Genomic DNA, 21,256 nt, shown 5'->3' with positions numbered 1-21,256 from the left:
GACTATACGTGCAAGTCTTTTTGTTGAATTTAATACAGAGGTAATTATGGTACAAAACATATTAAATTTTATTGATACTGTAAATTTAGGTATGTTACCTGAACATAATGATGAAAATAGATCTCAAATAATAATTGAAAGGTTAATTGAATTTAACCAAAATTTAAATTTAATAAATTCTGAGATATTATCTATTACAAATAGTACAGATAATAGTGCAACTATATCTATTAATGAAAGAAACAATAATTATTTTGGGAGTTTTCAAGTAAATTTTATTTTAAATGAAAATCGTGGTGCTTTAAATATTGATAGACGAAATTTAAATAATAACAATGGTAATAATCAACCGCCAAATAACGGTCCGGGGGGTGGGTCATCGGCTACCTCTAAAAAACGACCAAACAATAACAATATTAAAAAATCAGAAAATGAAAAACCAGAAATATTCCCTGAAATTACGAATAAATATAACTCTCTTTCAAAAGAAGAAAAATTAAAAAAATTAAATGAAATTAATCGTTATTATCAAACATTATCTGAAAATGATAAAAAAGCTTTTAAAGAAAAATTAAGAAATATTGGTTTGGGACTTACTTCTACTGGAATTTCTGGTGCTGGGATTTTGGGGATTTCAAAAATGACTGGAATATCACCAATAAAAGGTTTATCAACAACTGCTAATTATATTAAAAATAGTTTATCTTCTACTCGTACTGCTGTTTCAACAGGAACAGCGGAAGAAATGGAAATGACCCCTCTTTTAGCTGAAAGTTCAGCAGAAGGATTAGAAATTGCAGAAACAATTACTGTTGCCGAAACAGCAGCGGTTGAAGGCGGGATTATAGCTGGAGAAACTGGTACCGCTGCCGCTCTGGCTCCGGAAACTCTAGGTCTATCCTTAGTAATTGGAGGATTAGTAATTGCCGGAACATGAATGTATTTTGCTTTTCATCATCATGCAACATCTGATATTGCGTTGCCAACTTCAATTCATCATAATGTTTATGATAATATTGAAAAATGATATAAATTTCTAGCCCATGACAAATTAAAAATTAAAATTAACAAAAACACATGAAATGAAATCAAACAAAATAAAAATTCACCAGCAAACATTATAAAAATTATTAAAAATAAATTTGTTATAAATGACCATTCTGGTTGAGGCGGAAGTGTCACAAATGAAGATTTCAACACTTTTGTAAAAGTAATAGTACTTCATTTCGAACAAATAAATGGTTATTTTGAAATATTAGATAATGAAAATGATGGTTTTGTCATTATAACGAACACTGAAGGCGATTGACTAGGAATAGAATAAAAATTTAACATTTTTAATTAAAAGAGAAAAATATTTCTTATATGTGTTATGTAGAATAATATGAGTCCAAATTTTAATATTATTTAAATTAAGAGGGATGTACAATTAACTGTGTCTCTAAGTAATTAACTTAAATTCACTCTGTCCTCAAATTTTATCATTAAATGTGAAATCGCAACTACCCCAATTTTGAATTGGCATCATTCATTTCTTAACCATATTTTAAAAACTGATGAGTCATTAGGAAAAATCTTTTTATTCTTAATGACTTTTCTTAATTGACTATTAACAGATTCAATCGCATTAGTTGTGTAAATAATCCTTCTAAATTTCTGGGGATATTCAAGAAAAATTATTAAATTATTTAAGTTATTTTTTCTATTTTAATATCTATTAATTTTATTATACTTTTTCATCTTGTAAGTTTTAAATTTATTTTATTTCCTTTAAATTTTATTTTATCTGTTATGTTTATGCCTAATTTTTGAATTGATTTTCATCCGTTGTCATTTTTATAAAAGTAAGCGTTGTTTAAAGACCCATATTGATTTTTTATTCATTTAGGTGCGTTTAAGAGTTCATTTTTATCTTCTTCTGAAAAATCTAAGTAGTAAAGATTTTCTATATTTTCAATTGGCACACCTTCATATTTGTTTATTGTTATTTCTGCACTAGACAAGTTTAACAGATGAGTTTTATTCTCATTAGGTAATATTGGTTTATTTTCTTTTTTAGAACACCCAACTATTGGCAATGTTGTCAGCCCCAAAAGAGCTATTATATTTAAAATTTTCATAAATTTAACTCCTTTATTTTGTTTTTTCAATATATATATATATATATATATAATTATACAAAAATTCTTAATATCATTAGAAAAATGGCGAAACCGATTAAAAATTGAAAGGTATAGTAAAAAGCTGGCACCGTTTTAAAAACTGGAAAAACGGCGGTTGAAAAGTTAACTGTTGCTTTCGCAATAATTGCTAATGGCCGTAAAATCGTAATCACTTGTGAGGCAGTAAGAATTCAGTTAATCATTTTGATACTAGCATTTTGAATGGCACAACCAATATCATTAAAAGTTGGTATTCATCGTCCGGAATATTTGCAATTTGCTGGCGGAATTAAGTCATCTCATTCTGAGTTGGTTGAACCATCAGGAATAAAGGCTGTGGAATTTAAGATATTAAAGTCATAAATTTTAAAATTGTAATTAGAGATATTACCTTTGTGATAAAGTGGAAAGGTTAAGGTAAAAATATTAATACCATAACGAATATCAATATCGGTATTGAGATAATTAATACTATTAGCAGTCTTGCTGGTTGGCAAGGTAATCAGTTTATTGTCGTAAGATTTAAGGACATTAAAATCAATTTGATAAATGGCATTGGTGTTGTTAATAACATTGTAATTCTCTTGGTGCATTTTTTTGTCAAAAGTAAAGAAATAACTTCTTAGTAATAATTCTGAGTTTCCTATAATATTTACTAAGTATTTTTTGGGATAAAAGGTAATTAATGAACGATAAAAGAAACCGATTTGAATAAAGTAATCCTTCTTATAGTTTTCTACACCCTTAAAATCAATTTCGGTATGAGTTTTTTCGTCCATATCAAAAGTCGCATAAAATAAACTAGCAAAGAAATTGCCAAGAATTTCATAGATTTCATCAAAAACATTTTTGTAATCGCTGTTGTTAATACTAGCAATGTTATTTTTAAAATATAGGTAAATATCATTTTTTAAATCGGTGTCATAGCGTAGAAAACTAAATCTAACATTAAGGTAATTTAATGTTCCAAAAAGGTACTTAATCAGGTAATAATCGTTAGAGTTCGCAGTGTCATATTTTCAGATTTCCTTTTCACCGTGTAGCAATTGTAAATACTTATTTCCAGCAATTAGAGTTTTGTTAAATGCCTTAATTTTCAAAACATTCTCATTTACTACATTTTTATCACTAGAAGTTTTATGATAAAAATAGCTCTCGTCTTTAAAGCCGTGATTTTTAATCGTAAATCCTTTGTAATAACCTTTTTCTAAGGTGTCAATGAAATTAAAAACTGGTGTTCAATAGAGATACGAGTAATTAAATTTATCAAAATCACCACGGTGAATCATTAAGTAATCAAGATTATCAATAACATCATTATAGTTATGGTTGCCATCAAATTTGGTGGTTGTTTCTGGCAAATCAATGTCAGTACTTGGTTTAGTTTCTGTTTTTGTTTCAATAGCTACTAACTTCATTATACTTTTTCATCTTGTAAGTTTTAAATTTATTTTATTTCCCTTAAATTTTATTTTATCTGTTATGTTAATCCCTAATTTTTGAATTGATTTTCATCCGTTGTCATTTTTATAAAAGTAAGCGTTGTTTAAAGACCCATATTGATTTTTTATTCATTTAGGTGCATTTAAGAGTTCATTTTTATCTTCTTCTGAAAAATCTAAGTAGTAAAGATTTTCTATATTTTCAATTGGCACACCTTTATATTTGTTTATTGTTATTTTTGCACTAGATAATTTTAATTCGTATGATTCATTATTTTGCCTTTTACTTCTAATCAGTGATTGGGCTGTTATTTTGTCATTATTAATATTTTGGGGAATGGTAAAAATGTTATTGAAACTAATAATTAACACGGTAAATATTTTCATAAACATTTTTATCACTCCTTTTTAAAATATTTTATTTTTTATTATTCTTTTAGTTTTAATCTTTTTTAATATAAAACGAATTAAGCAGTTTACTATTTCTGTTATAGTTACTCATACTAATGAATAACCTATAATCATTAACTTGCCAATTGCTCCAAAATTTTTAATAAATTGTTGCAAATTTTCAATATCTGTATGTAGTAATAAAACTATACTTAAAGATATGAATATAATGTAATTAAGTATTATTCATCAATATTTTTTTAAAGAATTAATGAGTTTGTTTGATTTCATTTTTTAAGGCTCTTTTTGTTTTAATTTTCTGAATAATAAAGCGGATTAATTTTTCAAATTTAATTGCAAAATATATTGCTCCGCCTCATCAAAAAACAAATATTCCCGCTAGCATAATGCCGCTATTGAACTTACCAAAGAAATCAACCATCTGTTTATTCATAAAATCATTAAATTCTTTACTTGTTCCAGTTATTCATTTAGTATCCATTGCTGTTAATGCACAAATTAATAAGCTTATAAAGATGAAAATAATACTTAATAATATTTTTAACCACTGCTTTTTAAAAGAATTTTTAATTCTTAATTTTAATGGCATTTTTTCTTTTGAATTATCTTTTTTAAATAATTTTATTAAAAGTTTTTTCATTTTTATTCTCCTTTCATATTTTTTATTGTCCTTTAATTACAATAAATAATGCAATAAGTACACAAGTAACGCCAAGAATGGTAAAAATTGGGTGTTGTGAAAATGTTCGTGCCATTGGTTTAAATAGTTCTAAAATTGTTAAATTGCTAGTAATAAATTTTTGGAAATTCGCAAGGCCCTCGCTAATATAGTTTGTTAAAGTTTCAAAATGACTACCAGCTAATAATCCAAGAACAGTTATTAAGATAAAAATAATAATTAGTTTAAACATTGTTAGTTACCTTGTTTTGTTTTTTTATTTCTTTGTTTTCAATTAATTTTATTTGGATTTATTGGTTGTATTTGTTTTTTAGTTTTTCCTCACGCACTTAAACGACCACTATTTTTAACGGCATATCGGCGTTGCTTTTCTAAATTAACTTGTTGACTACCAAATCCAAGAATAATTGCCATAAGAAATTCTACAGCCAGCGTTAAGAATAAAGGAAATATTAGTTGAATATTCGTTCCTGGTACTTCAAGACTTCAAATTAAATCAAAAACTTTATAAAGCATTTGGGCGAGAAAGTCGGTCATTTTTGCGAGATTTGCCATTTTTTATTGTTCCTTTCATAGAGTAAAATTTTTAGAAGGTGCTTGAACTCTTGTATATAAGATATTTGAGTTTTTATTTGGTTTTACACCAATGGCAATTTTTTTCTGAATTATAATTGTTATTGGAATTGCACTGATAATGAAACAAAAATATTAAATAAAACTTAATTTAATTTAATTAATGTCTAAATAATAATTGTCGCTACTAAAAATGGGGTTAACCGTTATTTTTCTTTCATTTTTCTTAAAAATTTGCTAAATTTATCCATTTTTAAGTATTCTAAGTCTTCTAAATCAATTGCGGTGTCAGTATAGTATTTATCTTCATAGTCAGGATTTACTTTTGAATTTAAGTAATCTCTTAAAAACGCTAGGTAAAAAGAATTGTAAGTGTTAAGTATTGGTAAAGGAATTTTCAGTTTAAAAAAATAAATATCAAGTTCAGGAATATCGCGATATTTAATGCGACGACCTTTTTTGTTATTTTTAGCATCAATTAAGGTGTTTCGTCAGCGTTCATATTCTTCAATGCTTGTAAAGGTACCATAAATGACTTTTAAGTAAGGACGAAAAATATTAACGGGTTTTTTGCGAATTCCCACAATCACATTATTAGCAATATCGCGAACTTTAACTCAAATATGTTTATCTCTTTGACCGCTAGCCAGCACAATATGACCAAAATGGCGTGCCAGAGCGAAATATTCTTGGATACCGGTTTCCTCGTTTTTGGTATTATTTTTTTCTCAATCTGTTCCCTCTAAAAATAAATTCGTTTCATCTCATAAAAGTAACGTTTTGTCTGGCAATACCGGATAATCAAAGTCTAATAATCCCATATGCCCTAAGCTTAATTTTTGGGTTTCTAGTAATGGAAAGGTTGAGGCGATGTGATATTTCTTCTTTTTTAGTAATTTTGATGCGTACACTAGAAAAGCAGTTTTTCCAGTCCCTAATGAGCCAATCACAATATTTAATGGTGAGTTTTTTAAGAAATTAATAACTTTGTTAATTTGTGTTAAATTACCGATTTTAAAAAGGAAAATTAAAATACAACCTGCTAAAAATAAATAGCTCACAATGTTTTTAAAATAACCGTTGTAAATATATCAAATTGCTCCTCAATGTCATAAAATTAAAAATGAGGTGCGATTTAATTCAATAAAATGGTTATTTTTTTCTATTATTCATTTGCAAAATTTCATCTTGCACCTCACTTTATTTTTTTTGTTAGCGTACAGCTCCAAGTAATTTTTCAAACATTTTAAAGCAAATAAAGAATATTGCCAAAATAAATGGAAAAATGAATATTCAGTAATCAGCAAAGAAGTTACCGACTTGTGGCATATTAACAGCAATAATTTCTCACATTTTAGTAAACGCTGTTATAATCGCATTTCATAATTTAGTCATCGCGTCACTAGCTGTTATCTTTGTTACTGCTGGTGCTTCTGTTAAGAAAGTTCCAATCATATAATCACCCCCTTTCTTTTTAAAACATTCATCATTTATATTCAAAGTTTTTCTTAAATTTATTAAAACCACGATTAACCTTAACACGATTGTATTTTTTCCTAATTAATTTTGAATTTCTTTGTGAATGCATCACAATGTAACTTCTTGACATTAATTTTGCTTCTATCTAAATACTGATATGGTTTTTCAAAGTAGCATTAGAATAAATCACACCATAATCGCTGTTAAGAATCAAAAAGCAATGTTTGCTATTAAAAGTCAAAGTGGTGCTTCGGTTAATTTAATTTCTTTACCACCAGTAATGTGAGCCGGAATAGTTGTAATTTGAATAAATAAATCTCAGAAAGTTTGTTTAATTTGTTCTCAATTAAATTCTTTTAAATTTACTGTCATTTTTTATCTCCCAAAAATCATTTTTATTGGTAAATACATAATTGAAATTAACGCGAAAAGAAAAGTAATGATAATAATTAATCCGGCAATAAATGCAACTTGTGCAGGCATTTTTTCTATCGGAACAAACAGTTTTAAGAATCCCATAATAATTTCTCAAAACATTATTTTTTATTCTCATTATTTTCTTTTGAATTAGGAGCTTTAACTCATTCTTCAAAGCGAGCAATAAATACTTTTTCGTCTTTTGTAAAATTACCAGTATTATTTTTAATGGAATTTTTATATTTAATTCTAATTTTTATTTTGGCATAAATTTTATAAGCAAAATATGCCAATAGCATTATGCAAATGATAATAAATATTATTCCAATCGCAATATTCATTTTTAAGCTCCTTTAAAATAGTTATAATTTATATCTTTTTTGTTGTTTTCTTTTTCGGCAATGAAAAAACCTAATAATTCTTGTCCTTTAATTGATTTGGTTTCTTTTTCTTTTTGATTAATTGAGATTACTTGATATTTATTATCTTTTATTATTCCGATACAAATAGAATTTTCATATTTTCCTTTATAAACAAATCGCTTTGAAAACCAAATGCCGATTTGTTCATTAAATCACGGAATTTTTGGTGCTTTAATAAGCATTGCGTTTTGCGTTTCTTTTAAAAGATATTTTTTAGTATTTAAGAAAATGTTTTCAATTTTTTTCATAATAAATTACCTTTCTTATTTGTTATAAACTAAGTTATATTAACTAAGTTAGTTAACTTAGTTTTTTAAACACTTATATATCGCAGATTTAAGTGTTTAACAAGCTTTGTTATTAAATTTTGTTTTTTAATTAGATAAAGATTTTAATAATTTTAAACTTAGCATACCCCTATATAGAAATTTCTACACTTTAATATCCGCATCCTACCCTTGGAACTAATTTAATAGCGTGTATATTTTTAGGAAATCCACCCATTCATTTTTTTATTGCAAAATGAAACAAATTGCTATAGCTAATAGGGTGTTACCTATTAACTGGTAAACTTCTTTTGGTTATGGCGACCACCCACAATTTATCGTGCTTTAATACATACCAACATTATTAACTCACTTGTATTTAATTTTCAAAGAACAAATTTTTAACACCTTATAAAATAAAAAGACAATCATTACTGACTGTCTTAATACTTATTCAAATATTTTCCCACCTAACAAAACTTTATGCGTCCTACCAAGTCTATTATAAAAATGTCTTGTCATTCTTAAAGCTAAAAATTTGTTTTCTGTTCATCCATGCATGGCAATAACTCATTTGTTATTTTTATTGTTAGGATTAATTAAAATTAAACTGTTAAGAATAATATTACCATTAATAATTTCAAGTTCTTGGAATTTAAGATTATTTTTTTCTTTTTCGCTAAAAGCGATTAAAGAATTATTTTTAATGATACTATCAGTAGTTAAAACAGCTAAACTATATTTTTCAGTGCCCTGATATAAGGGATCATATTTACCAAAATGATGAAATGTATTTGTGAAACGAGACATAACATAAAAATTTTTACAGCATATATATAATAGATATCATATTAAAATAGGGAAAATTAAAATAATGATAATTAAACTAAAAAATGATAGTCGTTTAAACTTTTTTGGTAGGGGATTTTTAATTTGCATAATTTTAACCTCATGTTTTATTAATATATTTAATCGCCAAATTGTAAAGTTAAGTGCAACTAAATTATTTTTCTAACCAAATATTCGATTGGTGAAAGATAATTTAGTATTTTTCTTGGTCTTTGGTTTAAAGACAATATAAATTTATGAACTGCATTTTTAGTAGTATTTGAAAAATTAAATTTTTTAGGAAATTTTTCTCTAATTAAACCATTAGTATTTTCATTAGTACCTCTTTGTCAAGGCGAATACGCATTAGCAAAATAAATTTTCACATTTAAATTTTTTTCAAGTTGTTGTCAATTAGAAAATTCTTTACCCCTATCAAATGTTATAGTCTTAACAAGATTATTTGGAAGAATTGATAAATAATGGCTAATGTTTTCGTTAATAACTTTAGTAGTTCTATTTTCAACTAACATTGCTAAAGTAAATCTTGATGTTCTTTCAACTAAAGTTATTAAACATGATTTACTTTTACCTCGTGATGATACTACAGTATCACCTTCTCAATGACCAACAGTTATACGATTATTAACATTAATATTTCGTTCTTTAATTGATTTACCATTAAATTTACCGCGATTTTCTTGAGATTTTCGTTTCTTACCTTTTCTTCTTAAATTTTTATTAGTAACTTTTTCAAGTAATCCAGAATAAATTCAATTGTAAATTGTTTTAAAACTAATAATTCATTCTTTATGAAAATTTTTAATTCTGCCATAAATTTGTTCAGGCGATCAACCTAATAGTAATTTTTGTTGTACATATTTTACTAATTCTCTATTTTTAAACTTATGAAAATAAACATGTGATTGTTTTCTGTTTTCTGCTTTATTTTGTGCAATTAATGAAAAATAATGATTACTATCTTTATTTCTATTGACTTCTCGAATAATAGTACTAATACTTCGATTAAGATTTTTAGCTATTTCACTAATTTTTACTTTAAACTTCAATTGATTCTCAATATAAATTCTTTCATATATGCCAAGATGTTTGTAACCCATATAAAAACTCCTTGCTTTGTTTTTTCTAAAATAAACTTAGCATCATGAAATTTTTATATGAGATTTTTTGCAATTTTATTTACTTGCACTTACAAGTATAATTCAGCTATCATTTTATTAATATTATATGATAATAAATTAATTAGGTAATATATAAAGGCAAATGTTATAATTATTATATTAAGGGAGTGATAATGGTGACAATCAGTTTTATTTTAACTAGTTCTAATGACACTAATAAGTTAGAAATAACATTAAATAGTATTTTAAAACAAAACGGTAAAGATTATGAAATTATTATTGTGGATGATAAAACAAAAGATGATACTCTAGAATATATTTCTAAATTCTTTCAAGAACATAGTGATATTATTAAAGTTATTAGTAGTTGAAGAGAAATTGAAACTGCTAATGCTTGAAATTTAGCATTAAGTAATGCTAAAGGAACTTATGTTTTATTTTTGCAACCGGGATATAAATTAATAAATAATTTTATGGAAAGTATTATACAAGAAATTAATAATAATGATGAACCTGATTTAATTGAATTTATGGTTCAGTATTCTAATGTTTATCATCATGTTTCTTCGCGAAGATTAAAAAATAATAATTTGTATCATCCCCTTTTAAATCGTGAAGTCTTTGCTTTAATTCATCATTCACTATTTAATAAGTTATTTAAAAGAAAGATTATTACTAGTCATAAAATTACTTTTCGTCGTTCTAATCGTTTTGATTTATTATTTATTTATAAAATATTACCATGAATTGAAACTTTATATACGAGTACTAAAATATTACTAGATATTGAAATTGAGCCGTTATTAAATTTTAATAGTTTTGATTTTTTAAAGCAATGAGTTCATATTTATAACTATTATAAACAAATTAACTTAGCACGAGAATTAACTGAAGAATTAGAATATGCATTTGTTCGTTTTCATTACTATACATTTTTAAAAATTATTGCTCCAACAGGAAATAAAGTATTAGTTAAAAAAGCTGTTAAAGAAGTTACAAATAAAGTCACTAAAAGATTTCCTCACTGAGAAAAAAATCAATATCTCAATTTAGTACCAGATGATTTGTTCAATAGAGATGTTGCTAAAAATTGAAAAAAATATTTAAAGAATTTTATTTAATTAATATTATGAAAATTAAAACTATTAGTAGTGATAAAAACACTATAAGAAAAAAATCCCAATATTTGTTAGTAACACTTTGAAAAGTAATTTTTGCTAGAGTGATTGATTATATAATTATCAGTATGATAATTTTTATTATTACTTGGGGAATTTATCAAAATCAATATCTTAATGATTGACAAAAAGCAATTATTAATCATCTAAGTGCATTGTCACTATTAATGTCTTATTTTGTTATGATGCCATATTTTTGTCAAGGTAGAACAATAGCAAAATTTATTTTTCGTTTTAAATTAATTAAAGAAGGTAAAAAAAAGATTCGGATTTGAGATTTATTATATCGGGAATTGTTTATTACAATTGTTCCGTGAGTAATTTTGATTATTAGTAATTTATTTGTTAGTTTAGTTTTTAAATATCCAATTTTTATTTTTAATTACCAAAATATTTTTGTAATTACTAAGTCACACCATTCTTTACCGTTAGCAGTAACAATTACATTAAGATTAATGGGATTATTTTATTTATTATGATATGGTTCTTTAATGTTACTTTATAAGTTTGATGTTAAAAATCAATTATTCTTTGATCGCTATTTACAACTTTATATTGTTGATGTTCGTTATCATCAAGAAAAAAAACAGGAAAAAGAAAAATTACAAGATAATAAAATTCATATTCATTTACAAGATTCTTTACCCGGAACTATTGATAGTAAAGAATTAAAAGCAATTGAAGACTTATAAAAGGAGTAGAAGATGAATATAAACCATTTAAATGAAGAACAAAAATTAGCAGTTTTAAGTAGTGAAGGTGCTAATAGAATTATAGCTGGTGCTGGAAGTGGCAAAACAAGAGTTATTATTTATAAAATTGCTCATTTAATTCATAATTTGGCTATTAGTAGTAATCAAATTTTAGCAGTAACTTTTACTAATAAAGCAGCTAATGAAATGAAAAGTTGATTAAATGAATTGGTTGGTGATAAATCTAAATATACATGAGTTCATACATATCATGCTTTTTGTGTTCGCGTTTTAAGAAGAGATATTGTGGTTTTGGGATATACAAAAGATTTTATTATTATTGATACTGTTGATAAAATTAATATTTTAAAAGATATTATTAAAAATAAGCAATATAATTTTGATAGTAATAAAATTAAGAAAGTTAGTAGAATGATTTCTTATTGAAAAAATCATCAATTATCGTATCGTGATCGTGATGTTATTAATAATGATTTTTATCATGAACATAAACAACAATGATTAGAAATTTATAAGATTTATTTACAACATTTACCTAAAAATAATATGGTTGATTTTGATGATTTATTGACATTAACTTTAGAATTATTTTCGCATCATGCAGAAGTATTACAAAAGTGACAAAAGCGATTTTCGTATGTTTTAGTTGATGAATTTCAAGATACTAATGAATTACAGTTTGAATTAATTAGTTATTTAGTAAAAATTCATCAAAATATTACTGTTGTTGGTGATCCAGATCAAACAATTTATTCTTTTCGGGGAGCAAAAGCAAGATTAATTTTAGATTTTGATAACTATTTTCCTAATGGAAAAACTTTTATTCTTAATCAAAATTATCGTTCAACACAAAATATTTTAGATGTGGCAAATATTCTTATTAATCATAATCATTCACGAATTGCTAAAGATTTATTTACGATGAATGACCTTGGTAGTAAGACAAAACTATATCATGGTAATACTAGTATTCGTGAAACTAACTGAGTAGCAAAAGAAATTAAAAAATTAGTTGAGAAAAATATTTTATTAAATAATATTTTAATTCTTTATCGTGCTAATTATCTTTCTCGTGATTTAGAAGAAGCATTAATTAATAATCATATTAATTATCGTATTTATGGTGGTTTTAAGTTTTTTGAAAGAAAAGAAATTAAGGATGTTTTAGCTTACTTAAAAACTTTAGTTTATGGTGATCAGTTATCAACAGTAAGAGTTTTAAATTTGATTAAAGGTGTGGGGATGACAACAATTAATAATTTAATTGAACAATCACAAAATAATCACCAATCGCTTTTAGAATATTTAATGGTAAATGTTGCTAGTTTAAAACCATCAATAATTAAATTAATTACATATTTAAAAGTTTGAAAAGAGAAGCTAAAATCATATGAAAAGATGACTTCATTTAGTCAAGATTTTTTAAATAACGGTAATTACTTACAGCAATTAGCAGATGGTTTTGAAGAAGAACACTTAGAAAATGTTAAAGAATTATTTAATCATATGGAAAATTATGATTTGCAAAATTCTGATTCATTACAAGGAATGGAATTATTACAACATTATTTACAAGAAGTTAGTTTATATGTTGATCAAGATGAAAATTCTGCTGATCAAGATAAAGTTAGTTTGATGACAATTCATAATGCTAAAGGTTTAGAATATGATTTTGTATTTATTATTGGTTTAAATGAAGGCATTTTTCCTAATACTTTAAGTATTGAAGAAGGAATTTCTGCTATTGAAGAAGAACGAAGAATTTTATATGTTGCGATTACAAGAGCAAGGAAAGGATTATTTTTAAGTTATAGTGAAGGGTTTTCTTATGTAACTAATAATTATCGCTTACCTTCAAGATTTGTTATTGAAATTAATCCTAGTTTATTAGAAATTAAAAGCGATGAACAATTAGAAGATACTAAACGGTCATTAAATTGAACAATACCGAAAAATATTTCTTTAACACAAGAAAAAAATTCGCAATGAAAAACTGGTGATATTATTCAACATTCTACTTTTGGTAAAGGGATGGTAACTAATATTTTAAATTCTAATGTTGAGGTTGCTTTTAATAGTGGGATTAAAGTTTTACGATCTAATCATCCATTATTAAAGAAGGTTTTGCAGGAAGATTAGATATCTAGTTTTTAATTGCCGTTTATGTTAGTATTAACTTACATTTATTAATTTATTATTTATTGATGTAAAAAAATTAAAGGAGAAATAAAAATGTCATCATTTAAAGCTAAAATTACTGATCCAATTGGGATGCATGCACGACCTGCTGCGATTGTTGTTAAAAAAGCTTCAAAATATAGTTCTACTATTAAAATTAAAGTTAATGGTCGTGAAGGAAATTTAAAGTCAATTATGAATATTATGGCTTTAGGAGTTAAAACGGGAACAGAAGTAGAAATTGAAGCAATTGGTAAAGATGCTGATGTTGCGATTGCTGGCATTAAAAGAGCAATGAAAGATAATAAATTGGTTTAATTTAAAAATACGAATAATTTCGTATTTTTATTTTGTTTTTTTAAGATTGCAAGGACGCATAAAGTTTTGTTAGGTGGACAAATATTTGAATAAGTATTAAGACAGTCAGTAATGATTGTCTTTTTATTTTATAAGGTGTTAAAAATTTGTTCTTTAAAAATTAAATACAAGTGAGTTAATAATGTTGGTATGTATTAAAGCACGATAAATTGTGAGTGGTCGCCATAACCAAAAGAAGTTTATCAGTTAATAGATAACACCCTATTAGCTATAGCAATTTGTTTCGTTTTGCAATAAAAAAATGAATGGGTGGATTTCCTAAAAATATACACGCTATTAAATTAGTTCCAAGTCTAGTGTAGAAATTTCTATTTATAGGGGTATACTAAGTTTAAAATTATTAAAATCTTTATCTAATTAAAAAAACAAAATTTACTAACAAAGCTTGTTAAACACTTAAATCTGCGATATATAAGTGTTTAAAAAACTAAGTTAACTAACTTAGTTAATATAACTTAGTTTATTCATAAGAAAGGTAATTTACTATGAAAAATATTGAAAACATTTTCTTAAATACTAAAAAATATCTCTTAAAAGAAACACAAAACGCAATGCTTATTAAAGCACCAAAAATTCCGTGATTTAATGAACAAATCGGTATTTGGTTTCCAAAACGATTTGTTTATAAAGGAAAATACGAAAATTCAATTTGCATTGGAATAATAAAAGATAGTAAATATCAAGTAATTTCAATTAATCAAAAAGAAAATGAAACCAAATTAATTAAGGGACAAGAATTATTAGGTTTTTTCATTGCCGAAAAAGAAAACAACAAAAAAGATATAAATTATAACTATTTTAAAGGAGTTTAAAAATGAATATTGCGATTGGAATAATATTTATTATCATTTGCATAATGCTATTGGCATATTTTGCTTATAAAATTTATGCCAAAATAAAAATTAGAATTAAATATAAAAATGTCATTAAAAATAATACTGGTAATTTCACAAAAGACAAAAAAGTATTTATTGCTCGCTTTGAAGAATGAGTTAAAGCTCCTAATTCAAAAGAAAATAATGAGAATAAAAAATAATGTTTTGAGAAATTATTATGGAATTTTTAAAACTGTTTGTTCCGATAGAAAAATGCCTGCACAAGTTGCGTTTATTGCCGGATTAATTATTATCATTACTTTTCTTTTCACACTAATTTCAATTATGTATTTACCAATAAAAATGATTTTTGGGAGATAAAAAATGACAATAAACTTAAAAGAATTTAATTGAGAACAAATTAAACAAACTTTCTTGGCCGATGCACCAGCAACAGTAGAAAAAATAACAGCTAGTGACGCGATGACTAAATTATGAAATGCGATTATAACAGCATTTACTAAAATGTGAGAAATTATTGTTGTTAATATGCCACAAGTCGGTAACTTCTTTGCTGACTACTGAATATTCATTTTTCCATTTATTTTGGCAATATTCGCTGAATTATACTTGTAAGTGCAAGTAAATAAAATTGCAAAAAATCTCATATAAAAATTTCATGATGCTAAGTTTATTTTAGAAAAAACAAAGCAAGGAGTTTTTATATGGGTTACAAACATCTTGGCATATATGAAAGAATTTATATTGAGAATCAATTGAAGTTTAAAGTAAAAATTAGTGAAATAGCTAAAAATCTTAATCGAAGTATTAGTACTATTATTCGAGAAGTCAATAGAAATAAAGATAGTAATCATTATTTTTCATTAATTGCACAAAATAAAGCAGAAAACAGAAAACAATCACATGTTTATTTTCATAAGTTTAAAAATAGAGAATTAGTAAAATATGTACAACAAAAATTACTATTAGGTTGATCGCCTGAACAAATTTATGGCAGAATTAAAAATTTTCATAAAGAATGAATTATTAGTTTTAAAACAATTTACAATTGAATTTATTCTGGATTACTTGAAAAAGTTACTAATAAAAATTTAAGAAGAAAAGGTAAGAAACGAAAATCTCAAGAAAATCGCGGTAAATTTAATGGTAAATCAATTAAAGAACGAAATATTAATGTTAATAATCGTATAACTGTTGGTCATTGAGAAGGTGATACTGTAGTATCATCACGAGGTAAAAGTAAATCATGTTTAATAACTTTAGTTGAAAGAACATCAAGATTTACTTTAGCAATGTTAGTTGAAAATAGAACTACTAAAGTTGTTAACGAAAACATTAGCCATTATTTATCAATTCTTCCAAATAATCTTGTTAAGACTATAACATTTGATAGGGGTAAAGAATTTTCTAATTGACAACAACTTGAAAAAAATTTAAATGTGAAAATTTATTTTGCTAATGCGTATTCGCCTTGACAAAGAGGTACTAATGAAAATACTAATGGTTTAATTAGAGAAAAATTTCCTAAAAAATTTAATTTTTCAAATACTACTAAAAATGCAGTTCATAAATTTATATTGTCTTTAAACCAAAGACCAAGAAAAATACTAAATTATCTTTCACCAATCGAATATTTGGTTAGAAAAATAATTTAGTTGCACTTAACTTTACAATTTGGCTGCAAAAATCTCATATAAAAATTTCATGATGCTAAGTTTATTTTAGAAAAAACAAAGCAAGGAGTTTTTATATGGGTTACAAACATCTTGGCATATATGAAAGAATTTATATTGAGAATCAATTGAAGTTTAAAGTAAAAATTAGTGAAATAGCTAAAAATCTTAATCGAAGTATTAGTACTATTATTCGAGAAGTCAATAGAAATAAAGATAGTAATCATTATTTTTCATTAATTGCACAAAATAAAGCAGAAAACAGAAAACAATCACATGTTTATTTTCATAAGTTTAAAAATAGAGAATTAGTAAAATATGTACAACAAAAATTACTATTAGGTTGATCGCCTGAACAAATTTATGGCAGAATTAAAAATTTTCATAAAGAATGAATTATTAGTTTTAAAACAATTTACAATTGAATTTATTCTGGATTACTTGAAAAAGTTACTAATAAAAATTTAAGAAGAAAAGGTAAGAAACGAAAATCTCAAGAAAATCGCGGTAAATTTAATGGTAAATCAATTAAAGAACGAAATATTAATGTTAATAATCGTATAACTGTTGGTCATTGAGAAGGTGATACTGTAGTATCATCACGAGGTAAAAGTAAATCATGTTTAATAATTTTAGTTGAAAGAACATCAAGATTTACTTTAGCAATGTTAGTTGAAAATAGAACTACTAAAGTTGTTAACGAAAACATTAGCCATTATTTATCAATTCTTCCAAATAATCTTGTTAAGACTATAACATTTGATAGGGGTAAAGAATTTTCTAATTGACAACAACTTGAAAAAAATTTAAATGTGAAAATTTATTTTGCTAATGCGTATTCGCCTTGACAAAGAGGTACTAATGAAAATACTAATGGTTTAATTAGAGAAAAATTTCCTAAAAAATTTAATTTTTCAAATACTACTAAAAATGCAGTTCATAAATTTATATTGTCTTTGGTTTAAAGACAATAGACTTCAATAATATGATAGAATGGTAATGAATAAAAAGGACAATAACAAGAAAGGCAGGGTTAGTTTAGTAATTAAATAATATAATTAGCTGATTGTTTTGCTTCTTCAAAGCAATACCTAAGAAAACTAAACGCGACCGTTAAATAAAACTGGTGAAATTGATTTAATATAAATGTGTTATAATTTATTTGCTAATATTTTAAAAGCAACACATATGTGGATTCATTAGTCTAGTGCTTATTTAAATTAAGTGATTAATGTTAGAAGGATATGGAAGAAAAACGAAAGGAAATAAATATGGCAAGTGTTACTAAGGAAAAGTTATTAGAAGCGGGGACTCATTTTGGTCATCAAACTAAAAGATGAAATCCCAAGATGAAAAAGTATATTTTCACTGAAAAAAGTGGAGTTTATATTATTGATTTACATAAAACAATGATTAAGTTAGAAGAAGCTTTAGAGTTTGTTAAATCAATAACTAAAACTGGTGGAAAAATTATTTTTGTTGGTACTAAGAAACAAGCTCAAAATATTATTAAAGAACAAGCAGTAAGAAGTAATTCTTTTTATGTTAATAAACGATGACTTGGGGGAACTTTAACTAATTTAAGAACAATTCAAAAAAGTGTTAAAAAATTATGAAATATTGAACGACGAGAAAAAACTACGGAGTTATCTGTTTTACCAAAAAAAGAGCAAATTTTAATTCAAAAAGATAAAGAGAAATTAGATAAGTTTTTAAGTGGAATTCGCCATATGCGAGCATTACCCCAAGCAATATTTGTTATTGATACTAATGTTGAACACAATGCAATTAAAGAAGCATTGAAGTTAAATATTCCTATTATTGCTATTTGTGATACTAATAGTGATCCTGATGGTATTAGTTATCCAATTCCTGGAAATGATGATGCTGCTAAAACAATTGCTTTAATTTCATCATTAGTTGCTGATGCTATTATTGAAGCTACTGATTTAACTATTGTTAAAGAAGAAAAACTACAAACTAATGCTAGTGCTGAATCAGTCCCAGCAGTTATTTCTCCAAGTAAAAAAGAAGCAGAAATTGTTAAAAAAAATGATGGTGCGAAAGGAACTAAAGAATAATGCCAATAACAATGGAAATGATTAAAAGTTTACGTGACCGTACTAGTGTTGGACTTTTGGATTGCAAAAAAGCATTAGAGGCTAGTAATGGCAATATTGAAGCAGCGATTCAATGATTAAGAACAAATGGTATTGCAAAGGCACAAGCTAAACAAGCAAGAATTAATACTGAGGGATTATCAAAAGTTTTAGTTGCTGATGATATAGCGATTATTTTAGAATTAAACTGTGAAACTGATTTTGTTGCTAAAAATAAATTATTTCTTGAATTATTAGATAATATTTTAACTTTATTTTTGAAACATCAACCACTTAATTTAGAAGTGGGATTATTGTTAAAAAATGAAGAAAATATTACTGTTAATGATTTATTAAATGAGGCAACATATAAATTAGGTGAAAAGATTAGTATTCGTCGTTTTACGATTATTACTAAAAGTGATCAAGAGACATTAGTGGGATATAATTATGGTAATTATCGTATTGCTAGTTTAGTTAAATTACAAGGGCAAGTTGATAATGATATTGCTAAAAAAATTGCGATGCATGTTGTGGCTTCAAAACCTGCTTTTATTAGTCGCGAAGATATTCCTCAAGATTTTATTAATAAGGAAATGGATATTATTAATAGTCAAATGGCAACAGAAAATAAACCACCAGAAATTTTGGAGAAAATTAAGCAAGGTCGTTTAGATAAGCAATTAGTGGAATATTCTTTATTAGATCAACCCTTTATGTTTGATGAAAAGAAAAAAGTTCAAGAAATTCTTATAATGCATAATACAAAAGTTTTAGTAATGTATCGTTATGAAGTTGGCGAAGGAATTATTAAAATTGATTAATTTTTATTAATTAGTGCTACATTAGCATTGAAATAAAGATAAAATAAAGGAGGCATAATTAAGTGTATTTATCAGTAATAGTTTATTTCTTATTTGCATTTTATTTTGGTTTGATAGCAATAATTATTGGTAGTTTTACAATGTTTAACAAAGTTGCATCAAAAGTAGGATTTTGAAATAAGAAACAATCATTGATTTTATTAACAATTATTGTAATGAATTTACCTTTACAGTTAACAACATTAATATTAGCAATTACTAGTAAAACATATAATTTTTCCATTAGTGATAATTTATCATCAGATGATAAATTTGCTATTAGTTTATTAACAATAAATTTTGCTTTACTTATTTTTACTGTCGTTTATTGTATTTTAGTTTCTGATTATTTAGCTGTTAAGTTTACGAAACAATTTGTTTTTCTTTTTGGGCGAAAGATTCGAATTGAAAAAATTTATGAAATAAATGAGAATGAAAATGATTATTTAACAGTTCGGTTTATTGAAGGTTCTAGAGCAAAAAGAAAAATTAGTTGAAATAAAAAAAGTTTAACAACAAAATTTATTTTGGAAAATTATCAAGATTATATTCATAAGGTAATGAATTTAGAAGAAAATAATCTGCTTAACAAAAAACCACTTAAAAAGGTGCGTTCAAAAAAAGAAAAGTAATAATATTTTAAAAGGCCAAATTGTAAAGTTAAGTGCAACTAAATTATTTTTCTAACCAAATATTCGATTGGTGAAAGATAATTTAGTATTTTTCTTGGTCTTTGGTTTAAAGACAATATAAATTTATGAACTGCATTTTTAGTAGTATTTGAAAAATTAAATTTTTTAGGAAATTTTTCTCTAATTAAACCATTAGTATTTTCATTAGTACCTCTTTGTCAAGGCGAATACGCATTAGCAAAATAAATTTTCACATTTAAATTTTTTTCAAGTTGTTGTCAATTAGAAAATTCTTTACCCCTATCAAATGTTATAGTCTTAACAAGATTATTTGGAAGAATTGATAAATAATGGCTAATGTTTTCGTTAACAACTTTAGTAGTTCTATTTTCAACTAACATTGCTAAAGTAAATCTTGATGTTCTTTCAACTAAAGTTATTAAACATGATTTACTTTTACCTCGTGATGATACTACAGTATCACCTTCTCAATGACCAACAGTTATACGATTATTAACATTAATATTTCGTTCTTTAATTGATTTACCATTAAATTTACCGCGATTTTCTTGAGATTTTCGTTTCTTACCTTTTCTTCTTAAATTTTTATTAGTAACTTTTTCAAGTAATCCAGAATAAATTCAATTGTAAATTGTTTTAAAACTAATAATTCATTCTTTATGAAAATTTTTAATTCTGCCATAAATTTGTTCAGGCGATCAACCTAATAGTAATTTTTGTTGTACATATTTTACTAATTCTCTATTTTTAAACTTATGAAAATAAACATGTGATTGTTTTCTGTTTTCTGCTTTATTTTGTGCAATTAATGAAAAATAATGATTACTATCTTTATTTCTATTGACTTCTCAATATAAATTCTTT

The 21,256-nt window shown here is 25.2% G+C and carries 26 protein-coding genes and 1 pseudogene; 13 read left to right on the top strand and 14 right to left on the bottom strand.

Annotated features, from left to right (window positions below; translation table 4 throughout):
- Window positions 1-91 precede the first annotated feature (91 nt).
- Window positions 92-1,324, top strand: coding sequence for a hypothetical protein (locus AAHJ00_RS00795; protein ID WP_342224162.1), 1,233 nt, complete (start codon window positions 92-94; stop codon window positions 1,322-1,324).
- A gap of 125 nt (window positions 1,325-1,449) precedes the next feature.
- Here the strand turns inward: AAHJ00_RS00795 and AAHJ00_RS07875 are convergent.
- The 13 genes and pseudogenes from AAHJ00_RS07875 to AAHJ00_RS00730 form a co-directional block, all read right to left on the bottom strand.
- Window positions 1,450-1,698, bottom strand: a pseudogene (locus AAHJ00_RS07875) (transposase); the annotation flags it as partial.
- On the bottom strand, window positions 1,689-2,120 hold the full coding sequence (locus AAHJ00_RS00785; RefSeq protein WP_342224161.1) for a hypothetical protein: 432 nt from the start codon (window positions 2,118-2,120) through the stop codon (window positions 1,689-1,691). The pseudogene AAHJ00_RS07875 and the gene AAHJ00_RS00785, both read right to left, overlap by 10 nt.
- A 53-nt stretch (window positions 2,121-2,173) precedes the next feature.
- Window positions 2,174-3,997 carry a hypothetical protein gene (locus tag AAHJ00_RS00780; RefSeq protein WP_342224160.1) on the bottom strand — a complete coding sequence of 608 codons (1,824 nt, stop codon included), beginning with the start codon at window positions 3,995-3,997 and terminating at the stop codon, window positions 2,174-2,176.
- A 265-nt stretch (window positions 3,998-4,262) separates the two neighbouring features.
- Complete coding sequence (locus AAHJ00_RS00775) at window positions 4,263-4,655, bottom strand: hypothetical protein (RefSeq protein WP_342224159.1); 393 nt, start codon at window positions 4,653-4,655, stop codon at window positions 4,263-4,265.
- A gap of 22 nt (window positions 4,656-4,677) precedes the next feature.
- Window positions 4,678-4,926 (bottom strand): hypothetical protein, encoded by a 249-nt coding sequence (locus tag AAHJ00_RS00770; RefSeq protein ID WP_342224158.1) that lies wholly within the window; start codon window positions 4,924-4,926, stop codon window positions 4,678-4,680.
- 2 nt (window positions 4,927-4,928) lie between these two features.
- The gene (locus AAHJ00_RS00765) at window positions 4,929-5,249 is read right to left on the bottom strand and encodes a hypothetical protein (RefSeq protein WP_342224157.1); all 321 of its coding nucleotides are present in this window, start codon (window positions 5,247-5,249) and stop codon (window positions 4,929-4,931) included.
- Window positions 5,250-5,473: 224 nt separating this feature from the next.
- Window positions 5,474-6,454, bottom strand: a complete 981-nt coding sequence (locus tag AAHJ00_RS00760; RefSeq protein ID WP_342224156.1) for a hypothetical protein — start codon at window positions 6,452-6,454, stop codon at window positions 5,474-5,476.
- A gap of 25 nt (window positions 6,455-6,479) precedes the next feature.
- Window positions 6,480-6,722, bottom strand: coding sequence for a hypothetical protein (locus AAHJ00_RS00755; protein ID WP_338967559.1), 243 nt, complete (start codon window positions 6,720-6,722; stop codon window positions 6,480-6,482).
- 165 nt (window positions 6,723-6,887) lie between these two features.
- Window positions 6,888-7,118: a hypothetical protein gene (locus AAHJ00_RS00750; protein WP_342224099.1), complete on the bottom strand. Its 231-nt coding sequence runs from the start codon at window positions 7,116-7,118 to the stop codon at window positions 6,888-6,890.
- 164 nt (window positions 7,119-7,282) lie between these two features.
- Window positions 7,283-7,504 carry a hypothetical protein gene (locus tag AAHJ00_RS00745; RefSeq protein WP_342224155.1) on the bottom strand — a complete coding sequence of 74 codons (222 nt, stop codon included), beginning with the start codon at window positions 7,502-7,504 and terminating at the stop codon, window positions 7,283-7,285.
- 2 nt (window positions 7,505-7,506) lie between these two features.
- Window positions 7,507-7,833 (bottom strand): hypothetical protein, encoded by a 327-nt coding sequence (locus tag AAHJ00_RS00740; protein ID WP_342224154.1) that lies wholly within the window; start codon window positions 7,831-7,833, stop codon window positions 7,507-7,509.
- Window positions 7,834-8,301: 468 nt separating this feature from the next.
- Window positions 8,302-8,661: a hypothetical protein gene (locus AAHJ00_RS00735; protein WP_342224153.1), complete on the bottom strand. Its 360-nt coding sequence runs from the start codon at window positions 8,659-8,661 to the stop codon at window positions 8,302-8,304.
- A 188-nt stretch (window positions 8,662-8,849) separates the two neighbouring features.
- Window positions 8,850-9,800, bottom strand: coding sequence for an IS30 family transposase (locus tag AAHJ00_RS00730; protein WP_342223766.1), 951 nt, complete (start codon window positions 9,798-9,800; stop codon window positions 8,850-8,852).
- Between the two features lie 194 nt (window positions 9,801-9,994).
- Here AAHJ00_RS00730 and AAHJ00_RS00725 point away from each other — a divergent pair, with 194 nt between their 5' ends.
- The 12 genes from AAHJ00_RS00725 to AAHJ00_RS00670 all read left to right on the top strand — a co-directional run bounded on the left by AAHJ00_RS00725 (window position 9,995) and on the right by AAHJ00_RS00670 (window position 20,371).
- Window positions 9,995-10,942, top strand: coding sequence for a glycosyltransferase family 2 protein (locus tag AAHJ00_RS00725; RefSeq protein ID WP_342224152.1), 948 nt, complete (start codon window positions 9,995-9,997; stop codon window positions 10,940-10,942).
- Window positions 10,912-11,691 carry an RDD family protein gene (locus AAHJ00_RS00720; protein ID WP_342224637.1) on the top strand — a complete coding sequence of 260 codons (780 nt, stop codon included), beginning with the start codon at window positions 10,912-10,914 and terminating at the stop codon, window positions 11,689-11,691. The genes AAHJ00_RS00725 and AAHJ00_RS00720 overlap by 31 nt, the downstream gene beginning before the upstream one ends.
- A gap of 12 nt (window positions 11,692-11,703) precedes the next feature.
- The gene (locus AAHJ00_RS00715; protein ID WP_342224151.1) at window positions 11,704-13,851 is read left to right on the top strand and encodes an ATP-dependent helicase; all 2,148 of its coding nucleotides are present in this window, start codon (window positions 11,704-11,706) and stop codon (window positions 13,849-13,851) included.
- A 93-nt stretch (window positions 13,852-13,944) separates the two neighbouring features.
- On the top strand, window positions 13,945-14,208 hold the full coding sequence (locus tag AAHJ00_RS00710; protein WP_342224150.1) for an HPr family phosphocarrier protein: 264 nt from the start codon (window positions 13,945-13,947) through the stop codon (window positions 14,206-14,208).
- A gap of 545 nt (window positions 14,209-14,753) precedes the next feature.
- Entirely contained in the window at window positions 14,754-15,080 is a 327-nt protein-coding gene (locus AAHJ00_RS00705) for a hypothetical protein (protein ID WP_342224149.1), read from the top strand.
- Window positions 15,081-15,082: 2 nt separating this feature from the next.
- Window positions 15,083-15,304, top strand: a complete 222-nt coding sequence (locus tag AAHJ00_RS00700; RefSeq protein WP_342224148.1) for a hypothetical protein — start codon at window positions 15,083-15,085, stop codon at window positions 15,302-15,304.
- A gap of 163 nt (window positions 15,305-15,467) precedes the next feature.
- Window positions 15,468-15,719 carry a hypothetical protein gene (locus AAHJ00_RS00695; protein WP_342224147.1) on the top strand — a complete coding sequence of 84 codons (252 nt, stop codon included), beginning with the start codon at window positions 15,468-15,470 and terminating at the stop codon, window positions 15,717-15,719.
- Window positions 15,720-15,808: 89 nt separating this feature from the next.
- Window positions 15,809-16,759 carry an IS30 family transposase gene (locus AAHJ00_RS00690; protein WP_342223478.1) on the top strand — a complete coding sequence of 317 codons (951 nt, stop codon included), beginning with the start codon at window positions 15,809-15,811 and terminating at the stop codon, window positions 16,757-16,759.
- Window positions 16,760-16,854: 95 nt separating this feature from the next.
- Window positions 16,855-17,742, top strand: coding sequence for an IS30 family transposase (locus tag AAHJ00_RS00685; RefSeq protein WP_342224146.1), 888 nt, complete (start codon window positions 16,855-16,857; stop codon window positions 17,740-17,742).
- Between the two features lie 306 nt (window positions 17,743-18,048).
- On the top strand, window positions 18,049-18,858 hold the full coding sequence (rpsB, locus tag AAHJ00_RS00680; protein ID WP_425288873.1) for a 30S ribosomal protein S2: 810 nt from the start codon (window positions 18,049-18,051) through the stop codon (window positions 18,856-18,858).
- Window positions 18,859-18,875: 17 nt separating this feature from the next.
- Window positions 18,876-19,700, top strand: a complete 825-nt coding sequence (tsf, locus tag AAHJ00_RS00675; RefSeq protein ID WP_342224144.1) for a translation elongation factor Ts — start codon at window positions 18,876-18,878, stop codon at window positions 19,698-19,700.
- A gap of 140 nt (window positions 19,701-19,840) precedes the next feature.
- Window positions 19,841-20,371: a hypothetical protein gene (locus AAHJ00_RS00670; protein ID WP_342224143.1), complete on the top strand. Its 531-nt coding sequence runs from the start codon at window positions 19,841-19,843 to the stop codon at window positions 20,369-20,371.
- 38 nt (window positions 20,372-20,409) lie between these two features.
- On the opposite strand, the gene AAHJ00_RS00665 is transcribed toward AAHJ00_RS00670, so the two are convergent.
- Complete coding sequence (locus AAHJ00_RS00665) at window positions 20,410-21,198, bottom strand: IS30 family transposase (protein ID WP_342224591.1); 789 nt, start codon at window positions 21,196-21,198, stop codon at window positions 20,410-20,412.
- Window positions 21,199-21,256: the final 58 nt, after the last annotated feature.

Origin of the sequence: Spiroplasma endosymbiont of Asaphidion curtum (genome assembly GCF_964031085.1) — a bacterium.
GTDB lineage: Bacteria > Bacillota_I > Bacilli_A > Mycoplasmatales > Nriv7 > Nriv7.
Note: the sequence above shows the minus strand (reverse complement) of the source record. Positions and strands in the feature narration are given on the sequence as shown.